Origin of the sequence: Kribbella sp. VKM Ac-2568 (assembly GCF_004345365.1) — a bacterium.
Lineage (GTDB): Bacteria > Actinomycetota > Actinomycetes > Propionibacteriales > Kribbellaceae > Kribbella > Kribbella orskensis.
The window spans coordinates 97,200-121,529 of record NZ_SLVF01000003.1; the positions used below are offsets into that span (position 1 = coordinate 97,200).

General features: G+C 64.5%; 21 protein-coding genes and 2 pseudogenes. 6 read left to right on the forward strand and 17 right to left on the reverse strand.

The genetic code is table 11. From position 1 onward, the window contains the following. The first annotated feature begins 15 nt into the window (after nt 1–15). Nucleotides 16–2,661 carry a GNAT family N-acetyltransferase gene (locus EV648_RS07895; RefSeq protein WP_241994959.1) on the forward strand — a complete coding sequence of 882 codons (2,646 nt, stop codon included), beginning with the start codon at nt 16–18 and terminating at the stop codon, nt 2,659–2,661. A 249-nt stretch (nt 2,662–2,910) separates the two neighbouring features. Here the strand turns inward: EV648_RS07895 and EV648_RS07900 are convergent, their stop codons facing one another. From EV648_RS07900 to glgX, 4 genes are all read right to left on the reverse strand, one after another. Beyond that, entirely contained in the window at nt 2,911–3,102 is a 192-nt protein-coding gene (locus EV648_RS07900; RefSeq protein WP_132189278.1) for a hypothetical protein, read from the reverse strand. A 205-nt stretch (nt 3,103–3,307) separates the two neighbouring features. Further along, nucleotides 3,308–5,038 (reverse strand): malto-oligosyltrehalose trehalohydrolase, encoded by a 1,731-nt coding sequence (gene treZ, locus EV648_RS07905; RefSeq protein ID WP_132287019.1) that lies wholly within the window; start codon nt 5,036–5,038, stop codon nt 3,308–3,310. 3 nt (nt 5,039–5,041) lie between these two features. Then, nucleotides 5,042–7,447 carry a malto-oligosyltrehalose synthase gene (gene treY, locus EV648_RS07910; protein ID WP_132287022.1) on the reverse strand — a complete coding sequence of 802 codons (2,406 nt, stop codon included), beginning with the start codon at nt 7,445–7,447 and terminating at the stop codon, nt 5,042–5,044. Beyond that, a complete protein-coding gene (gene glgX / locus EV648_RS07915; RefSeq protein WP_132287025.1) occupies nt 7,444–9,561 on the reverse strand; it encodes a glycogen debranching protein GlgX in 2,118 nt (705 codons plus the stop codon). The genes treY and glgX overlap by 4 nt, the downstream gene beginning before the upstream one ends. A 136-nt stretch (nt 9,562–9,697) precedes the next feature. Between glgX and EV648_RS07920 the strand changes: the two genes are divergently transcribed. Continuing rightward, nucleotides 9,698–10,183 (forward strand): hypothetical protein, encoded by a 486-nt coding sequence (locus EV648_RS07920; RefSeq protein WP_132287028.1) that lies wholly within the window; start codon nt 9,698–9,700, stop codon nt 10,181–10,183. Between the two features lie 21 nt (nt 10,184–10,204). Here the strand turns inward: EV648_RS07920 and EV648_RS07925 are convergent, their stop codons facing one another. The 5 genes from EV648_RS07925 to EV648_RS07945 all read right to left on the reverse strand — a co-directional run bounded on the left by EV648_RS07925 (nt 10,205) and on the right by EV648_RS07945 (nt 14,808). Further along, a complete protein-coding gene (locus tag EV648_RS07925; RefSeq protein WP_132287031.1) occupies nt 10,205–10,543 on the reverse strand; it encodes a hypothetical protein in 339 nt (112 codons plus the stop codon). A 953-nt stretch (nt 10,544–11,496) separates the two neighbouring features. After that, complete coding sequence (locus EV648_RS07930; protein ID WP_132287034.1) at nt 11,497–11,883, reverse strand: hypothetical protein; 387 nt, start codon at nt 11,881–11,883, stop codon at nt 11,497–11,499. Between the two features lie 899 nt (nt 11,884–12,782). Continuing rightward, nucleotides 12,783–13,136 (reverse strand): hypothetical protein, encoded by a 354-nt coding sequence (locus tag EV648_RS07935; RefSeq protein ID WP_132287037.1) that lies wholly within the window; start codon nt 13,134–13,136, stop codon nt 12,783–12,785. Nucleotides 13,137–13,305: 169 nt separating this feature from the next. Continuing rightward, complete coding sequence (locus tag EV648_RS07940; RefSeq protein WP_132287040.1) at nt 13,306–13,674, reverse strand: hypothetical protein; 369 nt, start codon at nt 13,672–13,674, stop codon at nt 13,306–13,308. 411 nt (nt 13,675–14,085) lie between these two features. Then, nucleotides 14,086–14,808 (reverse strand): hypothetical protein, encoded by a 723-nt coding sequence (locus EV648_RS07945; RefSeq protein ID WP_199234489.1) that lies wholly within the window; start codon nt 14,806–14,808, stop codon nt 14,086–14,088. Nucleotides 14,809–15,101: 293 nt separating this feature from the next. On the opposite strand from EV648_RS07945, the gene EV648_RS07950 reads away from it, so the two are divergent. Then, nucleotides 15,102–15,281 (forward strand): hypothetical protein, encoded by a 180-nt coding sequence (locus tag EV648_RS07950; protein ID WP_132287046.1) that lies wholly within the window; start codon nt 15,102–15,104, stop codon nt 15,279–15,281. 92 nt (nt 15,282–15,373) lie between these two features. On the opposite strand, the gene EV648_RS07955 is transcribed toward EV648_RS07950, so the two are convergent. The 6 genes and pseudogenes from EV648_RS07955 to EV648_RS07975 all read right to left on the reverse strand — a co-directional run bounded on the left by EV648_RS07955 (nt 15,374) and on the right by EV648_RS07975 (nt 19,556). Continuing rightward, nucleotides 15,374–15,730, reverse strand: a complete 357-nt coding sequence (locus tag EV648_RS07955) for a hypothetical protein (protein ID WP_132287049.1) — start codon at nt 15,728–15,730, stop codon at nt 15,374–15,376. After that, nucleotides 15,727–16,350 carry a hypothetical protein gene (locus EV648_RS07960; protein ID WP_132287052.1) on the reverse strand — a complete coding sequence of 208 codons (624 nt, stop codon included), beginning with the start codon at nt 16,348–16,350 and terminating at the stop codon, nt 15,727–15,729. The genes EV648_RS07955 and EV648_RS07960 overlap by 4 nt, the downstream gene beginning before the upstream one ends. Nucleotides 16,351–16,396: 46 nt before the next feature. Next, nucleotides 16,397–17,254 carry a hypothetical protein gene (locus EV648_RS07965; protein WP_132287055.1) on the reverse strand — a complete coding sequence of 286 codons (858 nt, stop codon included), beginning with the start codon at nt 17,252–17,254 and terminating at the stop codon, nt 16,397–16,399. Between the two features lie 592 nt (nt 17,255–17,846). Further along, nucleotides 17,847–18,623 (reverse strand): RHS repeat-associated core domain-containing protein, encoded by a 777-nt coding sequence (locus EV648_RS43880; protein ID WP_241994960.1) that lies wholly within the window; start codon nt 18,621–18,623, stop codon nt 17,847–17,849. Between the two features lie 298 nt (nt 18,624–18,921). Next, nucleotides 18,922–19,029, reverse strand: a pseudogene (locus EV648_RS45110) (hypothetical protein); the annotation flags it as partial. A gap of 92 nt (nt 19,030–19,121) precedes the next feature. Next, nucleotides 19,122–19,556 (reverse strand): hypothetical protein, encoded by a 435-nt coding sequence (locus tag EV648_RS07975; protein ID WP_132287058.1) that lies wholly within the window; start codon nt 19,554–19,556, stop codon nt 19,122–19,124. A gap of 93 nt (nt 19,557–19,649) precedes the next feature. Between EV648_RS07975 and EV648_RS43080 the strand changes: the two genes are divergently transcribed. The 3 genes and pseudogenes from EV648_RS43080 to EV648_RS07985 all read left to right on the forward strand — a co-directional run. Then, the gene (locus EV648_RS43080) at nt 19,650–19,979 is read left to right on the forward strand and encodes a reverse transcriptase domain-containing protein (protein ID WP_199234490.1); all 330 of its coding nucleotides are present in this window, start codon (nt 19,650–19,652) and stop codon (nt 19,977–19,979) included. Beyond that, nucleotides 19,955–20,308, forward strand: a complete 354-nt coding sequence (locus EV648_RS43085; RefSeq protein WP_199234491.1) for a group II intron maturase-specific domain-containing protein — start codon at nt 19,955–19,957, stop codon at nt 20,306–20,308. Before EV648_RS43080 ends, EV648_RS43085 begins: the two co-directional genes overlap by 25 nt. Nucleotides 20,309–20,431: 123 nt before the next feature. After that, nucleotides 20,432–20,725, forward strand: a pseudogene (locus EV648_RS07985) (IS1634 family transposase); the annotation flags it as partial. A 442-nt stretch (nt 20,726–21,167) separates the two neighbouring features. Here EV648_RS07985 and EV648_RS07990 read toward each other — a convergent pair. Beyond that, nucleotides 21,168–21,512 carry a hypothetical protein gene (locus EV648_RS07990; protein WP_132287061.1) on the reverse strand — a complete coding sequence of 115 codons (345 nt, stop codon included), beginning with the start codon at nt 21,510–21,512 and terminating at the stop codon, nt 21,168–21,170. A gap of 16 nt (nt 21,513–21,528) precedes the next feature. Then, nucleotides 21,529–24,072, reverse strand: a complete 2,544-nt coding sequence (locus EV648_RS07995; RefSeq protein ID WP_241994962.1) for an RHS repeat-associated core domain-containing protein — start codon at nt 24,070–24,072, stop codon at nt 21,529–21,531. Between the last annotated feature and the right edge of the window lie 258 nt (nt 24,073–24,330).

Sequence of the window (24,330 nt, forward strand, 5' to 3'; positions counted from 1 at the left end):
CTAACTGAAAGCAGGATGACGAGAGTGAACGCCAAGGTCTTCAGGGACGCCTGGGGTGTACCGCACTTGAGGGCCGGCGACCCGCTCGCACTCGCCTATCTCCAGGGCCGCAACGCGGCGGCCGACCGTGCCTGGCAGATCGAGCTGGAGCGACGCCGCTTCCTCGGCACCAGTGCCACCTTCCTCGGACCCGAAGCGCTCGGCTGGGACGTGTTCGCGCGTCAGGCCCGCCTCGACGACACGGCGCAACGCTGCTACCAGAACCTCGACGACGACACCCGCGAGTGGATCTCGGCGTACGTGGCAGGCGTGAACCACGGTCTGCCAGGCGGCGCTCGGCGGGCGCCCGAGTTCGCCGCCACGGGGCTCACCCTGCAGGAGTGGGAGCCGTGGGCGCCGGTCGGGATCTGGCTGGCCGTGCACGTGCTGTTCGCCGGGTTCCCGACCAAGCTCTGGCGCGAGCACGTCGTCCGCCACCTCGGCGATGCGGCGATCGACCTCTTCAACTCCGAAGGCCCGCGTACTGCGGGCAGCAACGGCTGGCTCATCTCCGGCGACCGCACCGCGACCGGTACTCCGATCGTCGCGGGCGACCCGCATCGCTACATCGAGAGCCCGGGCGTCTACCAGCAACTCCGGCTGGCCTGCCCGGAGTACGACGTCGTCGGTCTGGCGGTTCCGGGCATCCCCGGGATGGCGCACTTCGGGCACACCGGCGGCGTGGCCTGGGCGATCACCAACGCGATGGCGGACTACCAGGACCTGTTCAACGAGCAACTCCGGCGGACCGGATCGGGCAGCGAGTCCGGGGTCGAGGCGCTCGGGCCGGATGGCTGGCAGCGGGCGACGCGGCACACCGAGGTGGTCGAGGTCTCGGGGGCCGAGTCCGTGGAGATCGAGGTGATCGAGACCGACCGCGGCCCGGTGATCATCGGCGGACCCGGCCAGAGCCAGGCGATCAGTCTGCGGTATCCGCCGCGGGTGACCGGACGCATCGGTTTCGAGACGCTCCCCGCGTTGCTCAAGGCAACCACTGTCGCCGACGTGGACGCGGCCTTCGATCCCTGGATGGAGCCCGTCAACGTCGTGATGGCGGCCGACACCTCCGGCGGACTCCTGCACCGGACCGCCGGGGTGGTGCCACGACGCCACCCGGACAACTGGCAACGCGTCGTACCGGCCTGGGAAGCGGATCACCAGTGGCAGGGCTGGCACGAGCCCATGCCGCGCGCCGAGGTCGACGGTGTCGCGGTGATGGCGAACGCGCGCGAGTTGGCCGAGCCGCTGGGCGTGGACTTCGCCGCACCGTTCCGATCTCGGCGGATCAGGCAACTACTCGACGAAAGGTCCGACTGGACCGTTGCCGAGATGCCTTCGATCCACAGCGACACCTGGCTCGGATCGGCGGGACTGATCCTGGATCTCCTGGCAGCGTTGGAAGAACTGTCGCCGGAGGCAACCGCCTTGCGCGAGCAGTTGCTCGCCTGGGATCGCCGGATGGATGCCTCCAGCAACGTTGCCTCCAGCTACGCGGCAGTCCGGAAGGCGCTCATCCGCCGGCTGGCCGAGCACCCCAGACTTGCCGTCCTCGACGAGGATGTCGACTGCTCCGAGCTCTTCCTGCCGTGGCTCGACACGCTGACCCACACGTCGTTCGCGCTGGAGAATCTGCTCACCACCGACCTGCTGCCGGACGTCAACGTCATCTGGCTGATCAAGGAGGCGCTCGAGGAGGTGGCATCCCGCAAACTCCGAGGACCTTGGGGAGACACTCACCACCTCGCTCCGCTGCATGCGCTGAGAGGGCCGGTGTTCGCCGCGGACGAGGAGAGCTTCGAGCTGGCGTTGTCCGGCGACCACCACTGCGTGATGTCCACCTCGAGCATGCCGGGGTTCACCGACGTCTGCATCAGAGCGGCTGCCGCCCGTTATGCGTGGGACCTCGGCGACCGCTCCGCCAGTCAGTGGATCGTGCCGCTCGGCGCGTCCGGAGTACTGGGGGATCCGCACCATCACGACCAGTTGCCGCTCTGGTTGCGCGGCGAACTCGCAGCGATCGAGACCGACTGGGACAAGCTCACCGCCGAGGACGATACGTTCGAGCAGGTGGTGGACGGCTTCGGCACGGTCCGCGTCGTACCGGTTGAACCGCAGCGGGACCTCGACCTGATTCACAGCTGGGTCTCCGCCGAACGCGCCCGTTTCTGGGGAATGACCGGCAAGTCGCGCGACGAGGTGCTCGGCATCTACGAGTTCCTCGACTCGTTACCCACCCACCACGTCTACCTGGTCCACCTGGATGATCAGCCGGTCGCGTTGTTCCAGACCTATGACCCGCAGGCGGATCCTGTCGGCGAGGTGTACGACGTACGGGTGGGCGACATCGGCTCGCACCTGCTCATTGCCCCGGGCGACTGGCGTCGGGGCTTCACCGAGGATCTGCTGGGAGTCCTCGGGTCCTTCCTGTTGAACCACCTCGGACATCCGCGGCTGGTGGCCGAACCCGATGCGCGCAACGACAAGGCCGTTGCCCGGCTGAAGCGAACCGGCTTCACCCTCGGCGCGCAGGTCGCCATCGCCCAGCACGACGGATCGACGAAGCAGGCGCAACTCGGCTTCATGACCAGGGAGGTCTTCAACCGCTTCATGGCGAGGGAGTAACCGCACGCCCGGTCCTCTGATGTCATCAAAATGTCATCGCGGACACGGATCACTGCGGGAGCGGGAGATCGCCACCATAGTGGCCGCCGTCGGCGACTGAGGCTTGTGAAGCGCGCAGCGCTGCGCCCGGGTGCGGGTGGCTACCCGGGCGCGGCTCTGGCTACGAATAGGAGTCGTCGGGTGCGAGTTCCGTCGGCGGTCAGGTCTGGCGGGACTGGCCGGCTCGGGGGTCGCGGGCTTGGCGGCTGGTCAGCTGAGGACCTTGTCGTCCTTGCTGGTGGTGTGATCGCGGCCGGCGGCTCGCCGCTCGGTCTGCTGGTGGTCCGTGGTCCGTGGCGCTGGGCAGACCGGGCCACGACGGATCGGGCCGCCACCCAGCCTCCTGCTCTTCCACTGCTTCTCTTCGTAGTCGTAGTAGGTGTCGACGCCTCCGACTGTCATCGATCTCCTCCCGGTCTTCCCCCCGGCTACTACCCCTGCTGGCTCTCAACAGTCCGTCACTGGGGGCCACTCGCACAAGCGATTCTTCAACTACCCTCCGACAAACGGACTCTTCGACCGGTATTCGTCCGCTTTGTCCAGGCTTTTTGATGGCAAAGGCATTCCGGCCAGATTACGGCGGACTTTCTTCACAACGCGGAAGAACTCAGGAGGCGAAAACGCCCACCCCGTGCCCGGCAATCCGGACACCCTCGGTGACGATCTCGGCCGCGCCGAACGCCATCACCTGGTACGCCGGTACGCCGTCCAGCGGCACCACCAGCTCGGCCGGATCGAGGTTCACCACCACTCGCAGCGCCCCTCGGCGGACCACCAACCACGAGCCGTCCCCGTCGTACGAGATCTCCGCCGACGCCAAACGATCCTCGCGCAGGTCCTCGCTCCGGGCCCGCAGCGCCAGCAGATCGCGGTACCAGGCAAGCAGTTCGCGATGCGGCGGCTCGTCGACCTCGGCCCAGTCCAGCACCGAGCTCCGCCAGGTCGCCGGGTCCTGCGGGTCGGGGATGTCCTCGGCGTCCCATCCGTACGCCGCGAACTCGCGGCGACGGCCGGTCCGGACGGCCTCGGCCAGTTCGGGCTCGCCGTGATCCGTGAAGTACCGCCACGGCGTGGAGGCTCCCCACTCCTCGCCCATGAACAGCATCGGCGTGTACGGCGAGGTGAGCACCAGCGCGGCGCCGATCGCCAACTGGCCGGGGGTGAGGTGCGGCCGGTCGCCGAGCGCGCGGTTGCCGACCTGGTCGTGGTTCGAGGTGTAGACGAGGAATTCCCCGCCGCGATGCCGCCCGGGATCCACCGGCCGGCCCCAGTCCTTGCCGCGGAAGGTCGAGTACGACCCGTCGTGCAGGAACACCTCGCGCAGCGTCTTCGCGAAGACCGCCGGCTCGCCGAAGTCCACGTAGTACCCGGCTCGCTCCCCGGTCAGCAGGGTGTGCAGCGCGTGGTGGAAGTCGTCGCTCCACTGCGCGGTCATCCCGAGCCCGCCCTCGGCCACCGGCTCGACCATGCGCGGGTCGTTCAGATCCGACTCGGCCACCAACCCCAACGGGCGCCCGAGTGAAGCCGACAGTGCAGCCGTCTCCTCGGACAGCTGAGCCAGCAGGTGCTTCGGGCTGTCATCAGCCAACGCGTGTACTGCGTCCAGGCGCAACGCGTCGAGGTGGAACTCCCGGAACCAGCGCAGAGCGTTGTTGCAGATCCACCGGCGCACCTCAAAGCTGCCAGTGTCGTCGAGGTTCACCGCCGGGCCCCAAGGCGTGGTGTGCCGGGAGGTGAAGTACGGGCCGAACGAGCCCAGGTAGTTCCCGCTCGGGCCGAGGTGGTTGTAGACCACGTCCAGGCACACCGCCAGCCCCACCGAGTGGCAACGATCCACAAACCCCTGCAGCGCTTCCGGCCCGCCGTAGGGCTCGTGCACCGCGTAGAGGTCGACGCCGTCGTACCCCCAGCCGTGGCGACCGGGGAACGCAGCGACCGGCATCAGCGACACCATCTCGACGCCCAGCGCGACCAGGTAGTCCAGGTGACCGGCGGCGGCTTCAAGCGTGCCTTCGGGAGTGAACGTGCCGATGTGCAGCTCATAGAACACCGAGCCCCGCGCATCCCGGCCGGCCCAGCCGCCGTCACTCCAGTCATGCAGCCCGGTATCGAAGACCCTGCTGGAGCCATGCACGCCGTCCGGCTGCCAGGGGCTCCGCGGATCGGGCATCGGCTCACTGCCGTCAACAGAGAACGCGTAGTCCGTCCCGTGGCCGGCTTCGGGCACCTCGAGCTCCCACCACCCGCCGTCGTCGGTCTCCGCCATCTTCAGAGCCCCGCTGCGCAACACCAGCGAGACGGCAGAAGCGTTTGGGGCCCAGACGGTAAAGGTGTGCATCCATCAACTCCTGGTCAGCAGCGCGACTGGGAGATCCGCAAGCAGGTCGTGGATCCGAGCCGCTCCACTACCCACGGACCGGCCGGTCAACACGTCCCGCCAATCACCCTCGGGCAGCACGACCGTGCTGTCACCCCAACCGCCCAAGCGATGCAGTGCCACCGGCAGCCGCGTTGCGATCGTCACCACCGAGTCTCCCCGGGCGAAGGCGATAGCGTGACCACTGGAGGTCGGCAGCGGCGTATAGCTCCCGGCGAAGGCTTCGGGTTGCTGCCGACGCAACCGCAGAGCCCTCGAGGTCACCAGCAGCTTCTCGTCGGACAGTCCGTCCGGTTTGGCGCCGTCGTCCAGCCGGGTCAGCCGCTCGATCCGCCGCAGGTAATCGACCGTCCGCCGGTTGTCGGGATCCACCAGGGACAGGTCGACGAATTCGCTGCCCTGGTAGACGTCCGGAACCCCCGGCATCGTCAGCTGGACGAGCTTCTGCCCGAGCGTCGCCGCCCGGACGAACTCCGCCTGCGCGTCGGCGAATCGGCGTACGGAATCCAGCAGGCTCTTGTCGGCCAGTACTGCGGTCGCGAAGGCGGCGACGGACTCCTCGTACTCCGAGTCCGGCGAGGTCCAGCTGGTGTGCCGCTTCGCCTCGCGGATCGCCTTCTGCAGGTAGGCCTGCAGCCGGTCCTCGGCGAGCGGGCCGTGGTCCCAGGTGCCGAACAGCGTCTGCCACAGCAGGTACTCCGTGCTGCCGTCGAGCGCAGTGTCCCGGTAGTCCGCGGACAGCGCGCGCCAGTGCCGGACGGCCTCCGTCCAGGCTCCCGGCTGTTCCGACAAGACAGCCAGCCGGGCGCGGACGTCCTCGGAGCGCTTGGTGTCGTGCGTGGAGAGCGTGGTCATGGTGCGCGGCCAGCGATCGTTCAGCCGGGCCGCGTAGGCGTGGAACTCCTCCGGCGACACCCCGAAGTGCTCCGGGTCGCCGCCGACCTCGTTGAGCGCCGTGAGCCGGAACCACCGGTAGAAGGCGGTGTCCTCGATCCCCTTCGCCATCACCGGGCCGCAGGTCTGCTGGAACCGCACGATCAGCTCGTGCCGCGCGTCCTCGTCGATCCGGCTCGCAGTACCGGCTTCGCGGCCGAGCAGGAGGTCCCGGACCAGCTCGAGCGTGTCCTGCAGCTCCTCGTCCAGGTGACGCCGGGCGAGCTCGGTGGCATGCTCCATCGCCACCACCGCGGTGTGGTCCGGCTGCTCACCCGGTACTACGTACGCGCGGTACCGGTCGAAGTTCACCAGCAGCTCGACAACCACCTCGTGGAAGGCCCTGCGGGTGTGGTCGCGCAGCCGCACGTCGTCCTGGCAGATCCGGGCCAGGAGCTCCACGAGCCGGTGGACCTCGGCGTACTGGCCGTGCTTCACCACCTCGCGCTTGGCCTGCTCCACGGCGGGGGCGAAGTCGGCCGGCTCGCCGGTGAGTTCCGAGTGGAACGCGGACAGCGGCGCCGCCCCCGACGGGTCGACGAACAGGCCGCCGACACGCAGGAGGGCGTCGTACCCGGTGGTGCCGGCGCAGGGCCAGTCGGCGGGCAGCTCCTCCTCGCCCTCGAGGATCTTCTCCACCACGACCCAGGCACCACCCGTTCGCTCGGCCAGCCGGCGTAGGTAGCCGCGCGGATCGGCGAGACCGTCCGGGTGGTCGATGCGGAACCCGTTGAGCTTTCCTTCGTGCAGCAAGGAGAACAACAATGCGTGGGTGGCCTCGAAGACCTCCTGGTTCTCCACCCGGACGGCGGCCAGCGTGTCCACGTCGAAGAAGCGGCGGTAGTTCAGCTCCTCGTCGGCGACCCGCCAGTGCGCCAGGCGGTACCACTGCTCGGTGACGAGTTCCGCGATCGGCAGGTTCTCCGTGCCCGGTCGCAGCGGGAACTCGTGGTCGTAGTACCGCAGCACGTCGCCGTCGACCGACAGCTCGCCGTCCGCGAGCACCTTGCCGATGCGGTGGCCGAGCACCGCCATCAGCAGCGGCTGGTTCCCCGCGCCCCAGTCGACGTCGAACCACTCCGCATAAGGCGAGCTCGGCCCGTCCCGCAGTACGGACCACAGCGCCTTGTTGAGCCGCGCGGGCGTCGGCACCGCGACATGGTTCGGTACTACGTCCGCGATCGCGCCCATCCGGTGATCCGCGAGCTTGGCGGCGAGTCGCTCGAACGCGGGACGCCCGCCCGCCGCGTGCGACAACCTACTGTGGTCGACCACGTCGTACCCGTGGGTGGAACCGGGCGCGGCCTGCAGGATCGGGGACAGGTAGGCGTGCGAGACCCCCAGGCTGTGCAGGTACGAGACAGCCTCGGCTGCGTCGTCGAACCCGAACCCGGCATGTAACTGCAGCCGGTACGTCGCCTGCGGGACCGCGGTCATCCGGTCGCCTGACGGGGGCGGGTGAGGACCAGCATGCCGTGGGCCTCGATCCGGATGGTGCTCGCCGCGGGGTGGTCCTCCTCGTTGGCACGGCCGGTCGGCCTGATGGTGTCCACCACCACGGACCAGGCGTCGCCGTACTCCTTGGTGGGCAGCAGGAAGTCCTGCGGCTCGTAGTTGCTGTTCAGCAGGATCAGGAACGAGTCGTCCACCACCGGCTCTCCGCGCGGATCCGGCTCCGAGATGGCGTCACCGTTGAGGAACACGGCCACCGCGCGGGCGTCGTCCCGGCTCCAGTCGCCGTCCTGCATCTCCTGGCCGTCGGGGGTGAACCAGACCAGATCGCCCAGCCCGTCGACCCCCGTGTCGCCGTGGAAGAACCGGCGGCGCCGCAGTACCGGGTGCTCGTTGCGCAACCGGACCAGTTCGCCGGTGAACTCCAGCAGGTCCTGCTGCTCCTCCGTAAGGTCCCAGTTCACCCAGGCGAGCTCGTTGTCCTGGCAGTAGACGTTGTTGTTGCCGCTCTGCGTGCGGCCGAGCTCGTCGCCGTGGGCGAGCATCGGGACACCCTGCGAGATCAGCAAGGTAGCCAGGAAGTTGCGCTGCTGCTTGGACCGCAGCGCACGCACGGCGGGATCGTCGGTCTCACCCTCGGCACCGCAGTTCCAGGAGCGGTTGTGGCTCTCGCCGTCGTTGCCGCCCTCGCCGTTGGCCTCGTTGTGCTTCTCGTTGTAGGAGACCAGGTCGCGCAGGGTGAAGCCGTCGTGGGCGGTGACGAAGTTGATGCTCGCCAGCGGGCGGCGGCTGTCGTCGCGGTACAGGTCCGACGAGCCGGTCAGCCGGGAGCCGAACTCGGCCAGCGTGTACTTCTCGCCACGCCAGAAGTCGCGCACGGTGTCGCGGTACTTGCCGTTCCACTCGGTCCACAGCGGCGGGAAGTTGCCCACCTGGTAGCCGCCGTCGCCGACGTCCCACGGCTCGGCGATCAGCTTCACCTGGCTCACCACCGGATCCTGCTGGACCAGGTCGAAGAACGCCGACAGCCGGTCCACCTCATGGAACTGGCGGGCCAGTGTGGACGCCAGATCGAACCGGAATCCGTCCACGTGCATCTCGGTGACCCAGTAGCGCAGCGAGTCCATGATCAGCTGCAGCACGTGCGGGTGCCGCATCAGCAGGCTGTTCCCCGTGCCGGTGGTGTCGTAGTAGTGCGTCTTGTCCGAGTCCACCAGCCGGTAGTACGCCGCGTTGTCGATGCCCTTGAACGACAGCGTCGGGCCGAACTCGTTGCCCTCGGCAGTGTGGTTGTAGACGACGTCGAGGATCACCTCGATGTCGGCCTCGTGCAGCGCCTGGACCATCGTCTTGAACTCGGTCACCTGCTGGCCCCGGCCACCCAGCGACGAGTAGGCGTTGTGCGGGGAGAAGAAGCCGATCGTGTTGTAGCCCCAGTAGTTCGACAGGTTCCGCTCCTGCAGGTGCCCGTCCTGGGCGAACTGGTGCACCGGCATCAGCTCGATCGCGGTCACCCCGAGCTCCTTGAGGTGCTCGATGATCGCCGGGTGCCCGATCCCGGCGTACGTGCCGCGGATCTCCTCCGGCAGCGCCGGGTGGGTCTTGGTCAGGCCCTTGACGTGCGCCTCGTAGATCACCGTCTCGTGGTACGCGTGACCCGGCGGGCGGTCGTTGCCCCAGTCGAAGAACGGGTTGGTGACGACCGAGAGCATGGTGTGCTCGCGGTTGTCCATCGTGTTCAGCTCAGTGGGCTTGGCGAACCGGTAGCTGAACAGCGACTCGTCGCCGTCCACCTGCCCGTCGATGGCCTTCGCGTACGGGTCCAGCAGCAGCTTGGACGGGTTGCACCGGTACCCCTCGGCGGGGTTGTAAGGCCCGTGCACGCGATACCCGTACCGCTGCCCGGGCTGCACCGCCGGCAGGTACGCGTGCCACACGAACCCGTCAACCTCGGTAAGCTGGACGAGCTGCTCGGAACCGTCGTCACCGATCAGCGCAAGGTCGACACGCTCAGCAACCTCCGAGAACACCGCGAAGTTCGTACCGGAGCCGTCATACGTGGCTCCGAGTGGATAGGGACGACCAGGCCATTTCTGCACTCGACGACGGTACCCACCCCTACCCCCACCCGAAGAACGGTGGGGTGATCTGCCCCCGCAAGTTAACCCAGCCGAGACCAACTCCCGCCTCCCGAACGCCGCGTCACCCCGAACCCGAAGCTGCTAGCCTCCCCCGATGGGTTACTGGGGTTATCTCGTAGCAGCCAAGAGCGACGTACCGCTGGACTCGCTGCCAGAACTGTCCATCTTCGGCGACGACTACGCCCGGGTCGAACCGCTGCAGGACGGCTGGCAAGTAGCTTGGATCGCCGGCGCCGAGGACGACCCGCTGACTGGCGCCGTCCACCTCGCCAAGGCGACCGGCAGCCCGGTGCTCGCTGCCCTCATCCTCGACAGCGATTGCGGCCCCGTCGCCGCCGCCACGCCCGCGGGCGCGACCTGGCAAGCCACCCTCGCCAAGTCCATGGCCGTCAACAGCTACGAAATGCCCGACGACGGCATCACCCCATCGGCGGCCGCAGCCTCCTTCGCCCTCTGGACCCAAGCAGCCGGCCTCCCCGCTGACCAACCCCTGAGCACCCAAGCCCTCGATCCCGACGCCAAAGCCCCCGAACGCCTGTTCACCCTCCTACTCCAAGCAACATCCATCACCAACCGCTAACCCCAGCCACCGCTTCTGGTCTCAAACGGCCGTACCAAGGCCGTGTGACAGCAGTTCCAGATCGATCAGAAGTCCACCGACCATCTCCGGATCGGTGATGATCTCGGCTCCGTCAGGACCGACCGCATCCAGGATCGAATCCAGCCTCTCCAGGTCATCCCGCTGCAAGCGACGAAGAAACCCGAGGTCGGACGCGTCGAGCAGACATCCCAGTCCTCTATCGAGGCCGAACCCGGGCAAGCCGTCGGCGTCGTCCTCCGGTGCCTGTTCCCCGGCTCTCAACCCGAGCTCCCAACTCCGGACGTCGGCATCGCCCAACTCGGCCTTCACCGCCGTCGGCCGGCCTATCGGCGGCGGCACCCGCTGATTCGACGACTCGTCCCAGTGCACGACGGAAAGAGATCCGCCAAACCCCGGGCCGCGCGACCACCGTGAACGGCTATATCTCCTCCGCATCATCCTGAACCCAGTCAGCCGGGTCCCGAACAACAAGCCTCCCGCTGGGAACTACCAGATCCCGAACTCGGACCACATCCAGCCGCGAGATCCGACCACCCACCCACCGATGCCGAGCCCCTTCCGCGAACAACGCCCCAACATCAGGCCCGGACAACTCCATCAGTCAGCACTACTCCTCTCAGTCATGTCCTTGAGAACCGACAATGCGATCGACTCGCTGGTCGGCGTCATCGGCTATGGCAGTGGCCCGCGAGACTCCGCGAGGTCGCACAGGACGGAGATGAGCCGGCCGCGCCGGTGGGCCAGTACCGGCTGACCGCCGGGCTGGACCGAGGAGACGACGAACTCGCCCCCTCGGCTTCCGACGCGATGAAGCCCAGCAGGTTGGACATCGACCTCGAGATCACCACCTTCCGATCCTCGTCACGACCGAAGTTGATGACCTGACCAGGAACACCACCCGGTCATGGAGCGAGATCCGGACCCAGGTAGTTCGCCCCATGCTCTCCTTCAAAATCGGCAACCACCCGGCCGCCGAGTACACATAAACTGCAATATCACTAAACGTTACCTCGGCTCCATTGACCCCAACGTTTGCCAGAACCTGAACCGGCCCCTTCGACGAATCGAAAGGCCGTTTCAGGGGCTTTGAGCTCCCCTGACCTTGATGATCGACTCGTCGGCGTCCCGCCGCAACGTGTATGTCTTGGCAGACTCGACGCATCACTACCGTGACTTGCACCCAGCGGCTTGAAGCAACTCGGCACTCTGGCGGACGCACCGGAAGAGGGCGACGACTCCGAGGAGCCGCCGCCCTCCGCTGACGTTCCCGCGAGCGCTGCCGTCAGACGGCGTTACGCAGTACCCCGGTCATCCATGTCCACGGGCATGTTGGCCGCAGTCACTACGCCAGAGAACGAAAGCTCCACCACAACTCGGTCACTGGGAGAATAGATCCAGAATTCTGGAACGGATTCCGTGATGTCCGACAGGTGAGTGACGGTGAATTCGAGTCCCATCTCCACAGTCGGAACCGCCAAGCTCCCCCAGAAGAAGATCAGGCTGCCAGCATTCGGGGTAGCGTGCTGGATTGCGGTGCTCAGCTCGACCGAATCCGAGTCCATCGAGCTGAGCACCAACCCATCAGGCACCGGGCCCCACTCGATCGTGCCGTCGGGGTTGCGCGGGTAACGGCTGAGGCTTTCACGCTCGTACCGGAGGTGCTGATCCAGGTTCAGCAACGCTACGCCTGGCCGCCCAACCCAAGTCAGCCGTCGATCACTCTGCTGATCCGCACGAACCACTCGAACCATAGACCGAGGCAGAAGGTCCGGCCTGGTTCCGTACACACCGACGAGTGTCACGAATTACCGCCTAGCATTCTCGCGAAATCGTCTTTTAGTTGTAGCGCGGTCGCTGGACACGCTCGCCCCATGGCCGGCGAATCAGATTTGGTCACATTCCCTCGCGCGCAGTCCGCCAAGAATGAAAACGGCTCCAAGTCACCAATAGCTGATGATACACACGTTGCAGGTTCGTCGAGAAATCGAAGGCCAATCGATTCAGCATAGATTCAATAGTGGCGTGATCTTCATATTCAGTATCCGGTGACGGACGCCACGAGGTCCTGGATTGACAGCGCAATTCATACGACTCCCCCATTCGCCTGAAAATGACAGTCCGCTCGATCCCTTGCGAATAGAATCAACCTCACCCACGCCATTCGATTCCAAACCAGCTATGAGATCCGGCACCTGCTCAATAAATGTCGCCATGTCGTAGGACACGTCGAAACCCCAATCCGCACTACCAAATCCTGCGATGTGAAACCTGCAACCTGCATCAGACAGGATGCGACAGGCTTGCATCACCAGGTAGTCGTAATCGTGGTCATCCTCCAGTGGCTCGGATGCCAGCGGCGGAGCGATCGAACCCGAAGGGGCAAGAAAGGTGAAACTGGAACGACATATCCTATCCATCCGTCCGAGGGCGAGTAGCCGTAGTGGAGCGGATGTTGCCGAAGATCCAGCCCCCAGGGATGGATCTTCTGGCGACCAACTTCCCCCCACAAACTGTTATCCATGAGTAGCCGCGTAGCACTGACCGACCCATCCTGACGGATTCCGCCTCAGATCGACTCCTACCTGCGCGGCATCCCTCGATGAACCAGATCCACCGCCTTGTCGACTCTTCCGGCGTCCGGCTCCTCACCGAAGCACCTACTCAGCCCCACTTTCACCAGCGCCTCTATTTCCTTTCGCGAGAGAACGCCAAGATCACCGTTCACGCGATCGGCGATTACGATGATCTCCCTTACGACATCCCCGTATTCATCGGAGTTCCCCGGGTAAACCACCTCCAAAGGATCGGCATGCTCGAGAGCATCCGTCAACAGCGAGTACGTCTCTGGAAATCGATGCTTCAGGATCTGTCGCACGAAATGGATCTCATCGGCGGATTCAAGTGTCCAGAAAGGTTGTCGATAGTTCACCATCTCGCCTCGAGTAGCCGTAGCGGAGCGGATGTTGCCGAAGGTCCAGCACCCAAGGATGGATCTTCCGTGCCTGGTACCTGTCATGGCGATCCGCGGAGGATTTCCAGTTTATCCATGGGAAAGGAGACGCCACGCCACGCTTTAGAATAAGCGTCACCGCTCCCGCATTCTACCAATACATCCTCAGCCATGAGCAATGATTGGCGAACAAAGTGGCCGACATTGATCCGACCGTGCCACCGCAGGCTGCGCCGCTCCAGCGATGGCGCTCGGATTCCATATCGCCAAAATGAACGATCTGCAGATACACTTTCGTTTCCGCACCTGCGAAGAACAAGCAGGTGGCTCCCGGTTCGGCGGGCAGGAAAGCAATTGCCGAGCTTGATCCCATCTGCAGGTCAATGGCTGCCTGCAATACGGAACCGAGACCATCGCCGATGTAGGTCGTGTGTATCTCGACAGTTTCTTGTGGGAAGCTCCAAGCAAAGGTCGCCGAGCCAGGCGGGCCCATCTGCCAGCGCAGCGTAAATTCATCCATCGCCATTACCTTGGATAGGCAGTACGGAGAGATCCGTCAGGATTGATCACCACGCCAGATAGTCAGGGAAGATCTCTTCGAGGTAGCCCGGAAACGCCACGCAGGTCAGCGGTTCGTTCGGTACGGACACCCCGTTCCACCCTTGACCGTCGTGGTGATCAGGACTCGAGCTCATGACACGGTCGGACAGCCGACGATGTCACACAGCAGCCCTGCAGGGTACAGCCCGGTCTTTCGGGTTCGCAGCGGTGTCCGTTGGCGAAGTACTCCATCGCAGGTTTGGAGACCAGAGTGCCGTTGGACTTCTTCCCGATCTGTGCGGCGACCAGGCCGTCGAGGAAGTCGAAGTCGACAGCGAAGCCACGCGAAACTATCGGATGACGGCGTACTGCGCTGGCGCGAGCGCGCTGGTCAGGTCTTCCAGCCGGAAGCGGGGAATGGCCAATCGGGGTCGGCCCACCGAGCAGGGCCTGCGATTGCGAGCCGGCTGACGATGTTGAGCAGGCGATCGTGACCGGCCAAGCGCCTCGGCCCATGGGCGAGCAGCCAGGTGGTCAGGTCGCGGAGCTTTTCTTCCTTGCGGTCAATGGTTGGCCAGGGCAGGTCGTCTGACAGCAGGGTGAGGCCCCACTCATCGACCAACTCGGCGAGACGCTGGGTGGCCAAGGGGTGGTCGAGCGTCTCCCAGATCGCGAGCCAAGGGTTGACTCTGCCCGCCGCCTCAGTGCAGAGGGCAAACGCTTCGTGGGCCGGCGGAGCGACCGCTGAGGTGAGACAGTGCGCCCACCACGCCTCCAGAAAGGTGCGAACGGCTGCTGCTTGGTCGGCAGGCCATAGCTGCCAGTTGCCCCTGGCGATCGAGTCGCCCAGTTGCGGCAGGTCGTAATCGTCGACGCAACCGTCGGCCATCGCGGCGGCGAGCTGGGGCAGCACACGGCGCAGTACGGATGCTTGGTCGTCCCAGTCCGGGGCCCACATGGTACGGCTTAGCAGGTCAGGGTCCAGCTCGACGTCGGGAACCTTGAGGCTGGCTAGCTCCCCCTCGCTGCCCCAGTGGCATTCGCACTGGACCTCGTCGGCATCAGCGGTCATCCCACGGAAGGTGCTGGTCAGGCGGTCCAGCGCCTCGTCCAAAGCCGACGGATCCGATGGGTCGGTCATGGAGGTCAGCCTCTCAGACTGCCGATCTCTTCCAATCTTCACCTGCTCGGACCATCCACGCGCGCCACCCGAGCCAAGCCAGAAGCCCCTCCGTACTCGACCAGCAAGTTGCTTCCCACCTCACTCGAACGACGGCGCCTGCGTGTTCATCCACTCCCGGTATCAGCCTCGGCCACACCAGGCGTATCTCTGAGAACCGACAATGCGGCCGCTTCGCTACTCGGCGGACGCCTCAGTAACACCCTCATCAGGTCACTTGCGGCTCGTTGGCCACCGCCTACCAGGCCGATTTCGTCTCGAAGGAAGCCATCACAAAGAACCGCTGCGGCGTCTGCCAGGACCACGGCAAAGAGCTTGCTCAAGTCGACGCCGCGTTCGCCGGGCGCAAAGGTCAGCGACCACCGATCGGCGAACTCGTCGCTCAAGCTCGTGGCCTCTACTACTGAACTGTCTCGACAACAGCCAGTCTTCAGAGGCCACGAGCCCCCACCCCGCAGGCAGAGACCGCGTGTCGTGCCCGGTCAAGATCGAAGAGCCATCAATCCTGCCTGCGCAGCGTCCTTTGATGAACCAGATCCACCGCGATTTCGACTCGTCCGGCGTCTGGCTCCTCACCGAAACACCTACTCAGGCCCTCCTTCACCAAAGCATCTATTTCTTCTCGCGAGAGTAGGCCAAGATCACCGTTCGCGTGGTCAGCCATCACGATGATCTCCCTAACCACATCCCCGTACTCATCTGGGTTCCCCGGGTAAACCACCTCCAAGGGATCCGCTTGCTCGAGAGAATCGGTCAACAGTGAATACATCTCTGGAAATCGACGCTTTAGTATCTGCCGCGCGAAGTGAATCTCATCGGCGGACTCAAGTATCCAGAAAGGTTTTCGATAGTTCATCTCGCCTCAAGTACCGTCTTCAGAACTGCGTTGCCATTGCCCTTGATCTGATAGACCGCGTAGGCCTCCCGTCCGAACGGAACAAGCACCCTGCCTGGATTGGTGTCGGGGATTGCTTCGGGTTTGTCGACGCCGGTGAAGCGGTCGTCGTCGTTCTTGCCGTACGCCGTGTAGCCGTAGGTGGAGCGGGTGTCGCCGGCCTCGGAGGTCAGCGTCTCGACATCGCTGTGCGGGTTGTAGCCGTAATACGAGTCCTCCGAGCCACCGTCCGGCTTGAACTTCACTCGCGACAGCCGCGAACCCCACGGCGAGTACTGGTAGGAGGCCGTGACCTGGCCGGCCACCTCCTCGGACAGCACCTCACCCGACAGGCCCAGGTAGTTGTACTCCGTGGTCTTGGAGCCTTCGACCTTCGAGCTGGTCCGGTCGAGGGCGTCGAAGCTGGTCTCCGTCGTCATCGTGGTGCCGCTGTCCTGCAGCTGGCGGTGCTTGACGATCCGGTCGTAGCCGTCGTAGGTGTTCCGCTCGATCACCTTGCCCGCCGACGACACCTGCGACAGGCGACCGAACGGGTCATAGGTGTACGACGCCGTCGAACCGCTACTGGATGCCGTCAGCAACCGGTTCCGGTCGTAGCTGTTCGAGAGTCCTCCCTCAGGCGCTCACCTATCGGTAGATAGACGCGTCTTCGTATACCAGCCGTATCCTTCTACGCGTGGATGGCGCAGGGGGCTTATGCGGCACACCAACAGGTAGGACTGGCGCCAACGACTTGAAGACTCGCATCACCGCCTCATCGTCGTACTCTTCGAATGTCTCGGTCGCTTTCAACAATGCGCCGCTCCGTAGCGAGCGCACCTCGACAAAAGCGCCCGAAGCCTCCAGTGCGCTCGATCCACCGAGCCGCTTGACAAGCGCAGACGGACACACGGTCACCCATGAGTAACCACGCAACACCGCCTCGCTCTGTGCCAGTGCGTCGCGACGCTGCCTGCGAAGCAAAGCCTCCAACGCGGTCAGACTCCCTGAGTTGTCGGACGCGATGTTTCCGAACGATGGTGCGGCGTTATGGCAAAACTCTGCAACCAGTTCCACCAACCCCTGCTGCCCTTCAATGGGTATCGCTGCGTCGTCGGCAACCCGATACGACGCTGTAATCTCGAACTCCACCCACTCCGGCGCCTCGTCAAACACTTCAATTTCCACCCGAGCAGACGTGCAATCCCCGCACGCGATCTCAAGCGATAGATCGTCCACGAGCCATGTCGCCCGCTCTCCACGCGATCGCAGCGACGCCAGCAGTTTTTCGAAATTCGACCCAGACAGGTCGATCGTCGAAGCAGCTCGCGCAAGTGGCGGAACGCGACCAACCGTGGCTAGCATCCACTCCTTACCCTCCTCCACCCGGCGGAGGAGATCGCTGAATAGCCGTGAACGCGGCTCATCCAGCCACCAGCGGGCCAATTCCTCAAACTTGGCGTCGTCGCCGACGTTCACATCGACATGGGCCTTGATCTTCCGCATCTGCCAGTGTTCACGATCCGGAGGAATCTGCGGCCAATCATGTCCGCGCTGCACAGTATGTTCCTTTCATAAGCACCAGCATCAAACTCACCGCCCTGTCAGCATCGCCGGCTGTCAGTGACTCGGCAGACACCACGGCACGTCGCCGACTCTCCACAAGGATCACTCAGCCTGCTCATCCGCGCCTCCAGGGTGATGCACTGCCTGACGAAGCTCGCAATCGGTTCGAGGAATCAGTTAACAGCACAAACCGGAGTAGGTAGAACACAGGCCCCAGTGAGTAGGAGAGTTCCTACGAACGTGTCGATCTCCCTAGTCAGGTCCGGTGGGGTAGGGATGATCAAGTTCCTCCCGCTCTGGTCCTCCTCTTTCTCACTAGACTCGGCGTTCGGCTCGATCGTCGGCCCAGCCGGCTCTTTCGGCCGTGACCCCATGCCGTAATAGCGCATCCCGTTGGGTTCCTGGTCCTTGCCCTCGGACCACACCCGGCCGGGCCACCCCCCTGCGGACACGAAATCCTTCGCATCGAGGTACTCGCCGTACAGAACTTGAGCATCTGGGTGCATCTTTCGAAGTTGCTCAATGTAGCGCTTCAGTTGTGGTGGCCCCTCGTCCTGCCCTTCTCGTCTGCGGGCTTGACCTCCCAGACATAGATTGTTCCTGCGTCCTTGCCCGTGCCTGTCAGGATCAGATCTGCGGTTCCATCCTTGCCACTGTTATCCTTCTTCCCGCCGATCACGTTGTTCGCCTTGCGGTCGCCTTTACCGAGGTCCATTGTTACATCACCTTGAAAGTCATTCTCAGCTTGCCATTTCTTGACCGCGACAGCGCTCGCGACCAGAGCGGCGTTATGTGGTGACAAGGGCTTCAGAGGATTGCCGTCGTCGTCGATGGCGTAGTGGCCGTCGATCTCTACGCCGGTGATGGGGTTGCCGCCGGCGAAGGCGTAGCGGTTGCTGGTCCAGGGGTCGGTGCCGAGGTTGGGGTCCGCGAGGGCGCCGTTGTAGGTGTCGCGGGTGAGGAAGCGGTTGAGGCCTGGGGAGTAGTCGCGGAAGCCCATGTCGTAGGACTCCGATGACTGGTCCCAGCGTTTCGCGTTGAAGCGGTAGACGTTGTACGGGTCTTTGCCCGGATTTTGGGCTTCGGGCTTGTCGACGCCGGTGAAGCGGTCGTCGTCGTTCTTGCCGTATGCCGTGTAGCCGTACGTCGAGCGGGTGTCCCCGGCGTCCGAAGTCAGGGTTTCTACGTCGCTGTGCGGGTTGTAGCCGTAGAACGAGTCCTCGGAGGTGCCGTCTGCCTTGAACTTGACCTGCGACAGGCGCGAGCCCCACGGGGAGTACTGGTACGACGCGGTGATCTCGCCGGCCACCTCCTCGGACAGGACCTCGCCCCGACAGACCGAGATAGGAGTAGTCCGTGGTCTTCGTGCCCTCGACCTTCGAACTGGCGCGGTCGAGTGCGTCGAAGCTGGTGTCGGTCGTCTTGGTGGTGCCGTCATCCTGCAACTGGCGGTGCTTGATGATCCGGTCGTAGCCGTCGTAGGTGTTGCGCTCGATCACCTTGCCGCCAGCCGACACCTGCGACAGGCGACCGAACGGGTCATACGTGTACGACGCCGTCGCACCATCCGTCGTCGCGGTCAGCAGCCGGTTGCGGTCGTAGGAGTAGCTCGTGGACTGACCGGCCACCGTCTGGGCGACCACGTTGCCCGCCGGGTCGTGGGTGTAGGACTCCGTCGACAGCACGGCCGTGCCGGCCGCGTCCTTCTTCTCCACCTTCGCGATCCGGTTGTCGGTCTCAAGTGCCAGAAGAGTCAGCCGCCCGATTTGATCGCTGGTCGAGGCTCGTTCCTTCAGCTGAGCGGGAACTACCCGTACCGAAGAAACACCTCGTCTGGGACCGGCTCTCCGTCGACATCGAATAGCAACGGGCTGGGGTTGCTGCCGTGGCGCTGATCGCGGGAAGCGAACATGCTCAACGCCACGACATAAGCCGAAGAAGGCCCCCCATCGAGCATGAAGATTCGAAGGCCGTTCCCGCCAAGGACTTCGGCACCGCAGTCAGCAGCGACGCTAGCCGCCTCCTCGGAACTCGCCTCGCGGACGGTGAGGTTCTGCAACTTCGAAACAAGCTTCACCGCCACCACTCCCTTGAAGAGGACGTCAACGCGGTCCGCGAATAGGTCGCCCTTCGGACTCCGGAGAAGCAGGGACTGGTGGGTCGACACGAATTGATTCAGGAAGAACGGGCGGTCGAAAACAGCTGGCAACGCCCGGTCTTCGATCGTTGGCATCTCAAGCATCAGATGTGCCCCTATCCGAACGGGTTGGGGACGACGTTCCCCCCACGATAGAAGGTCGTCCTACCCCAAGCACCCGCCTTGTCGAGTGGAGGGATGTCGACCAAAGTCCAACGCGCAAAACGGGTCCGACACCGCGAACCGAACTGGCGAGTCGTCCGGTATGCCGATGACTTTGTCGTGTTGGTGAACGGTGAGCGTGATCACGTCGAGGGCTTGCGCGAACAGATCGCCGATGTGCTCGCACCAATCGGTCTGAACCTCTCGGAGGAGAAGACCCGGATAGTGCACATGGGCGAGGGGCTCGACTTCCTCGGGTTCCACATCCAGTGGCGCCGCAAACAAGGAGCCAGCAAGTGGCACGTCTACACCTTCATCGCCGACCGGCCCCGTTGCGGTCCATGGAGGCGAAGATTCGTGCCCTGACCCCCAGAACGTCGCAGTGGGACCTACAGGCCCTGCTGATCCGGATCAACCAGATCACGCGCGGCTGGTCCAACTACTTCAAGCACGCCATCGCGCAACGCGCCTTCGAACACCTCCACCGGTTCACCTGGTGGCGGATCGCGCGGATGATGCGAACCCGGCACCGCTGGAGGTGGAAGGACGTCCGTCGCTGGCTCACCGACCCCACCGGACGGTGGCGCTCAATCAGCGCGGACGGGATCGAACTGTTCAACCCCGCCACGATCCCGATCCGTCGGTATCGCTACCGGGGCAACACCATCCCCAGCCCCTGGGCCGACGCTGCCTGAACCAGCCCGATGGCAGAGACCATGGAGAGCCCGTTGCGGTGAGAGCCGCACGGCGGGTTCGGCGAGCGGCCTGGGGAAACGGACCGCGAGAAATCGCGACACCGCGCCCCAGGCCGACTCAACCACGTCGAGCAGTCGTTCCGGATGTCCAAGACCGACCTGCGTGCACGGCCGATGTTCGCCCGCACCCGCGACGCGATCGAGGCCCACCTGACCATCGTGTTCACCGCGCTGGCAGTGTCCCGCACCGTGCAGAACCGAACCGGCCTATCGCTGCGACGGTTCCTGCGCACCCTCAAGCCACTTCGCTCAGCCACCGTCGAGATCAATAGCGTCATCACCACGATCCCGCCCGCCCTCAGCCCCGACCAACAGGCGATCCTCGACGCACTGGATCGCCCGATCCCAAGGCACTAACCCGATTGACCCAACTCGGGCCTGACGAAGCTCGCAATCGGTTCGAAGAATCAGTTAACAGGACAAACCGGAGTAGGTAGAACACAGGCCCAGTGAGTAGGAGAGTTCCTACGAACGTGTCGATCTCCCTAGCCCGGTGCTTTCACGGCTGTTGGTGCTGATGCTGTGTTGGTGAACTGAAAGATGCTCCTGACCATCGACGATGTGTTTGTCTAGGACCATGTCGTGCGGAGCCGAGGAGCACCTTCCAGGTGATGAAGACTACCGGGTTGTATCCGCGTGTTCGGGTTGACGCTGCCGGATCGGGGGTTCCCCTCACCTTGAAGTTCCAGGTCTCGTTGATCACTGGAACAGGAGGTGAACCTCGGGAATCGGTCCTGTCGCTGGCCCGTACGTCGCGCGACGTGCCGGCGCCACCTCACACCCGCACAACGCCCAGCATTCACGATCCTCCGGCCGAGCCGTTCCGATAGGTTTCGATCATCTCCAGAAGGCGCAGGAGCGCGCCGCGATACAGCTGATCGTCCTTGGTCCCCGCTGGCTCCCCTGACGAAATCTTGGACACCTCGGACTCGGCAGCGGATCTCAGCGCCTCGAGCATGTCAGCAGCCAACTGCTGTTCCCGCAGCTCAAGTACCACGAGATTGTTGGCAAGCCCGACCTGCAGCCAGTACGTCACATCAGAGCGAGGGCCGGCATGGACAGAGGCCTCCTCCACCAGCGCCTCGAAGATCCACCCGGAGACCATCCAGCTGTGGCGCGAGTCAAATGAGATTCCCCCCGACATCAGAACCCCACCCTCACTATTTGCTGCTGGACCGCCGTCGGAAGTCGGTTACATAATTTGAAACCAATTCAACCTGAGGGGGCGCGTAACCAGTCATATCTATCACCGTGAAGTCATTTCCCTTACGGAGGTGATGATCAATCGATCGAAGGAAGTCAGTTTCCTTGAAGTAGACAGCCTTTGTGCCATCACCCATCGCATCATAGGTTCTGCCGAGATCGTCGAGGAAGTCGGCACCTTCGTGCGGGCTGGCGGAGAACGTTCGCCCCGAGTACTCGGAGCGTCCGGCCAGACGGCCGACAGTTGCTTGCTCCGAGGGCCGGATCGATCCGATCGAGGGATCGATCGAGGCACCAGACGAGGCCGAACCGCTGGTCTCGTTGAAGAGTCGACCCCAGTCGTTCCCGAAGCGACTCGCGCCGGTCGAGGCAACTGCTGTGCCGGCTGCGCTGATGGCGACTCCGCCGACCACGGCGACTGCCCCTGCCGGACACAGAAGGCCGGTGCCGCAAACGGTCACGCCACCACCCGTGAGACTACCGCCCGCGGCGGCGACCACCGCGCCGAGCCCCATCCAGCCAATGTCTTTCAAGACATTGCCGAACGCCTCGCGATTGATGTCGATGTCCCCGCCAGAGTCTGGGTGATCCTGTAGCCAATCTGCCGGCGACTGATCAGGCTCTGTTTGCGAGGTCTGACCGGTGGTAGCAGTCGATCCGCTGCCGGCGGTTCGGTGCGCTTCCATGCCGCATCTCGACTCGTCTTCGGCCACGAAACAGTGGCCGTCGAGTTCGATGCCGGTGATGGGGTTGCCGCCGGCGAAGGCGTAGCGGTTGCTGGTCCAGGGGTCGGGACCAAGGTTGAGGTCGGCCGTGGCGCCGTTGTAGGCGTCGCGGGTGAGGAAGCGGTTCAGGCCTGGGGAGTAGTCGCGGAAGCCCATGTCGTAGGACTCGGAGGACTGGTCCCAGCGTTTGGCGTTGAAGCGGTAGACGTTGTAAGGCTCCTTGCCCGGGTTTTGGGCTTCGGGCTTGTCTGCACCGGTGAAGCGGTCGTCGTCGTTCTTGCCGTAGGCGGTGTAGCCGTAGGTGGAGCGGGTGTCGCCGCCCTCGGAGGTCAGCGTCTCGACGTCGCTGTGCGGGTTGTAGCCGTAGTAGGAGTCCTCAGTGGTGCCGTCGGTCTTGAACTTCACCTGCGACAGCCGCGAACCCCAGGGCGAGTACTGGTAGGACGCGGTGACTTGGCCGGCTACCTCTTCCGACAGCACCTCACCGGACAGGCCGAGGTAGGAATAGTTAGTTGTCTTGGTGCCTTCGACCTTCGAACTGGTGCGGTCCAGGGCGTCAAAGCTGGTGTCGGTCGTCTTGGTGGTGCCGTCGTCCTGCAGTTGGCGGTGCTTGATAATGCGGTCGTAGCCGTCGTAGGTGTTGCGCTCGATCACCTTGCCGCCGGCCGACACCTGCGACAGCCGACCGAACGGGTCATACGTGTACGACGCCGTCGAGCCTCCGGTGGTCGCGGTCAGCAGGCGGTTGCGGTCGTAGGAGTAGCTCGTCGACTGACCGGCCACCGTCTGCGCGACCACGTTGCCGGCCGGGTCGTGCGTATACGACTCCGTCGACAGCACGGTCGCCCCGGCCGCGTCCTTCTTCTCCACCTTCGCGATCCGGTCGAGTGGGTCGAAGGTGTAGGCGAATACGTTCTCCAGATACGCCGCGTGGTTGTCGGCGTTCTGAACCTTCGCGGTGTCCTTGATCCGGTCACCGTTGGGCGAATACTCCATCGCGTGCTGCGAGACCAGCGTGCCGTTGGACTTCTTCTCGATCTGGGACGAGACCAGTCCGTCGAGGTAGTAGTCGGAGTCGACGGTGTTGCCGTTGGCCTTGGTCTCCACATCGGTCTCACCGCGGGCCGTGTGGGTGTAGCCCGCGATCTTCGGCGCGGTGTCCGTGGACGACTTGCCGTTCTTCACCTCGTCGACCAGGTCCCGGACATCGTAGGTGTACGACGAGAACTGGTCGTCCTTGTTCGCCGCATCGTCAAAGGACCGGGTGACCGGCGCGCCGTTCTCGTTGTAGGTGTACGTCGTGGTCTTGAGCAGCGCGGTGCCCTTCTTCTCCTCGACCTTCGCCACCTGGTTCAGCCCGCTGTAACTGACGAGGTAGTCGCTGACCTTGGCGCCCGGCTGCGTGTCAGTGATCTGCAGCAGGTTGCCGTTGGTGTCGTAGGTGTAAGTGAAGTCCTTCTTCTCCGCGTCCGCCTCACCCGTGTTGTCCCGGACCACCTTCACCGCGTCGGCGACAACCGTCCCGGTGGTGGCCGGTGTCAGCGAGACTGAGCCTGTGGTCGCCTCGGCGAAGGTGTATTGGCCGACGCTCACCCAGGTACCAGCGCCTGTCGTCTGGTTGACCGGCTTGCTGACAGGAGCACCGCCAGTACTGACCGAGTACGGCGCCGCGGTGGACGCCCCCGTCACGGCCGGGTACCGGACGTAGACGGTGTACTTCCCGTCGGCCGGCACGTTATAGGGAGAGACGCCGAGGAATGGTGCAGCTTCATCCACGCTCGCCAACGCGCCGCGCGGCCGGTGGTCGACGGCGTCGTTGGCGGTCCGCGTGTGGTGGTAACCGGGCGGCTTACGCTCGGTCGTAGTGGTCGCATATAACGACGGGGAGGTGCTGGCTGTCGTAGGCGTAGATCTGCGCGGCGGAGAGCGGGGCGGCGGACGCAGTCAGACCATGCAGGGGGCTGGCCCCGCCGACGATCAGGCTGGACCAGCACCACCACCACCACCACCAAGCGGCGGATCAGGAGGAACCAC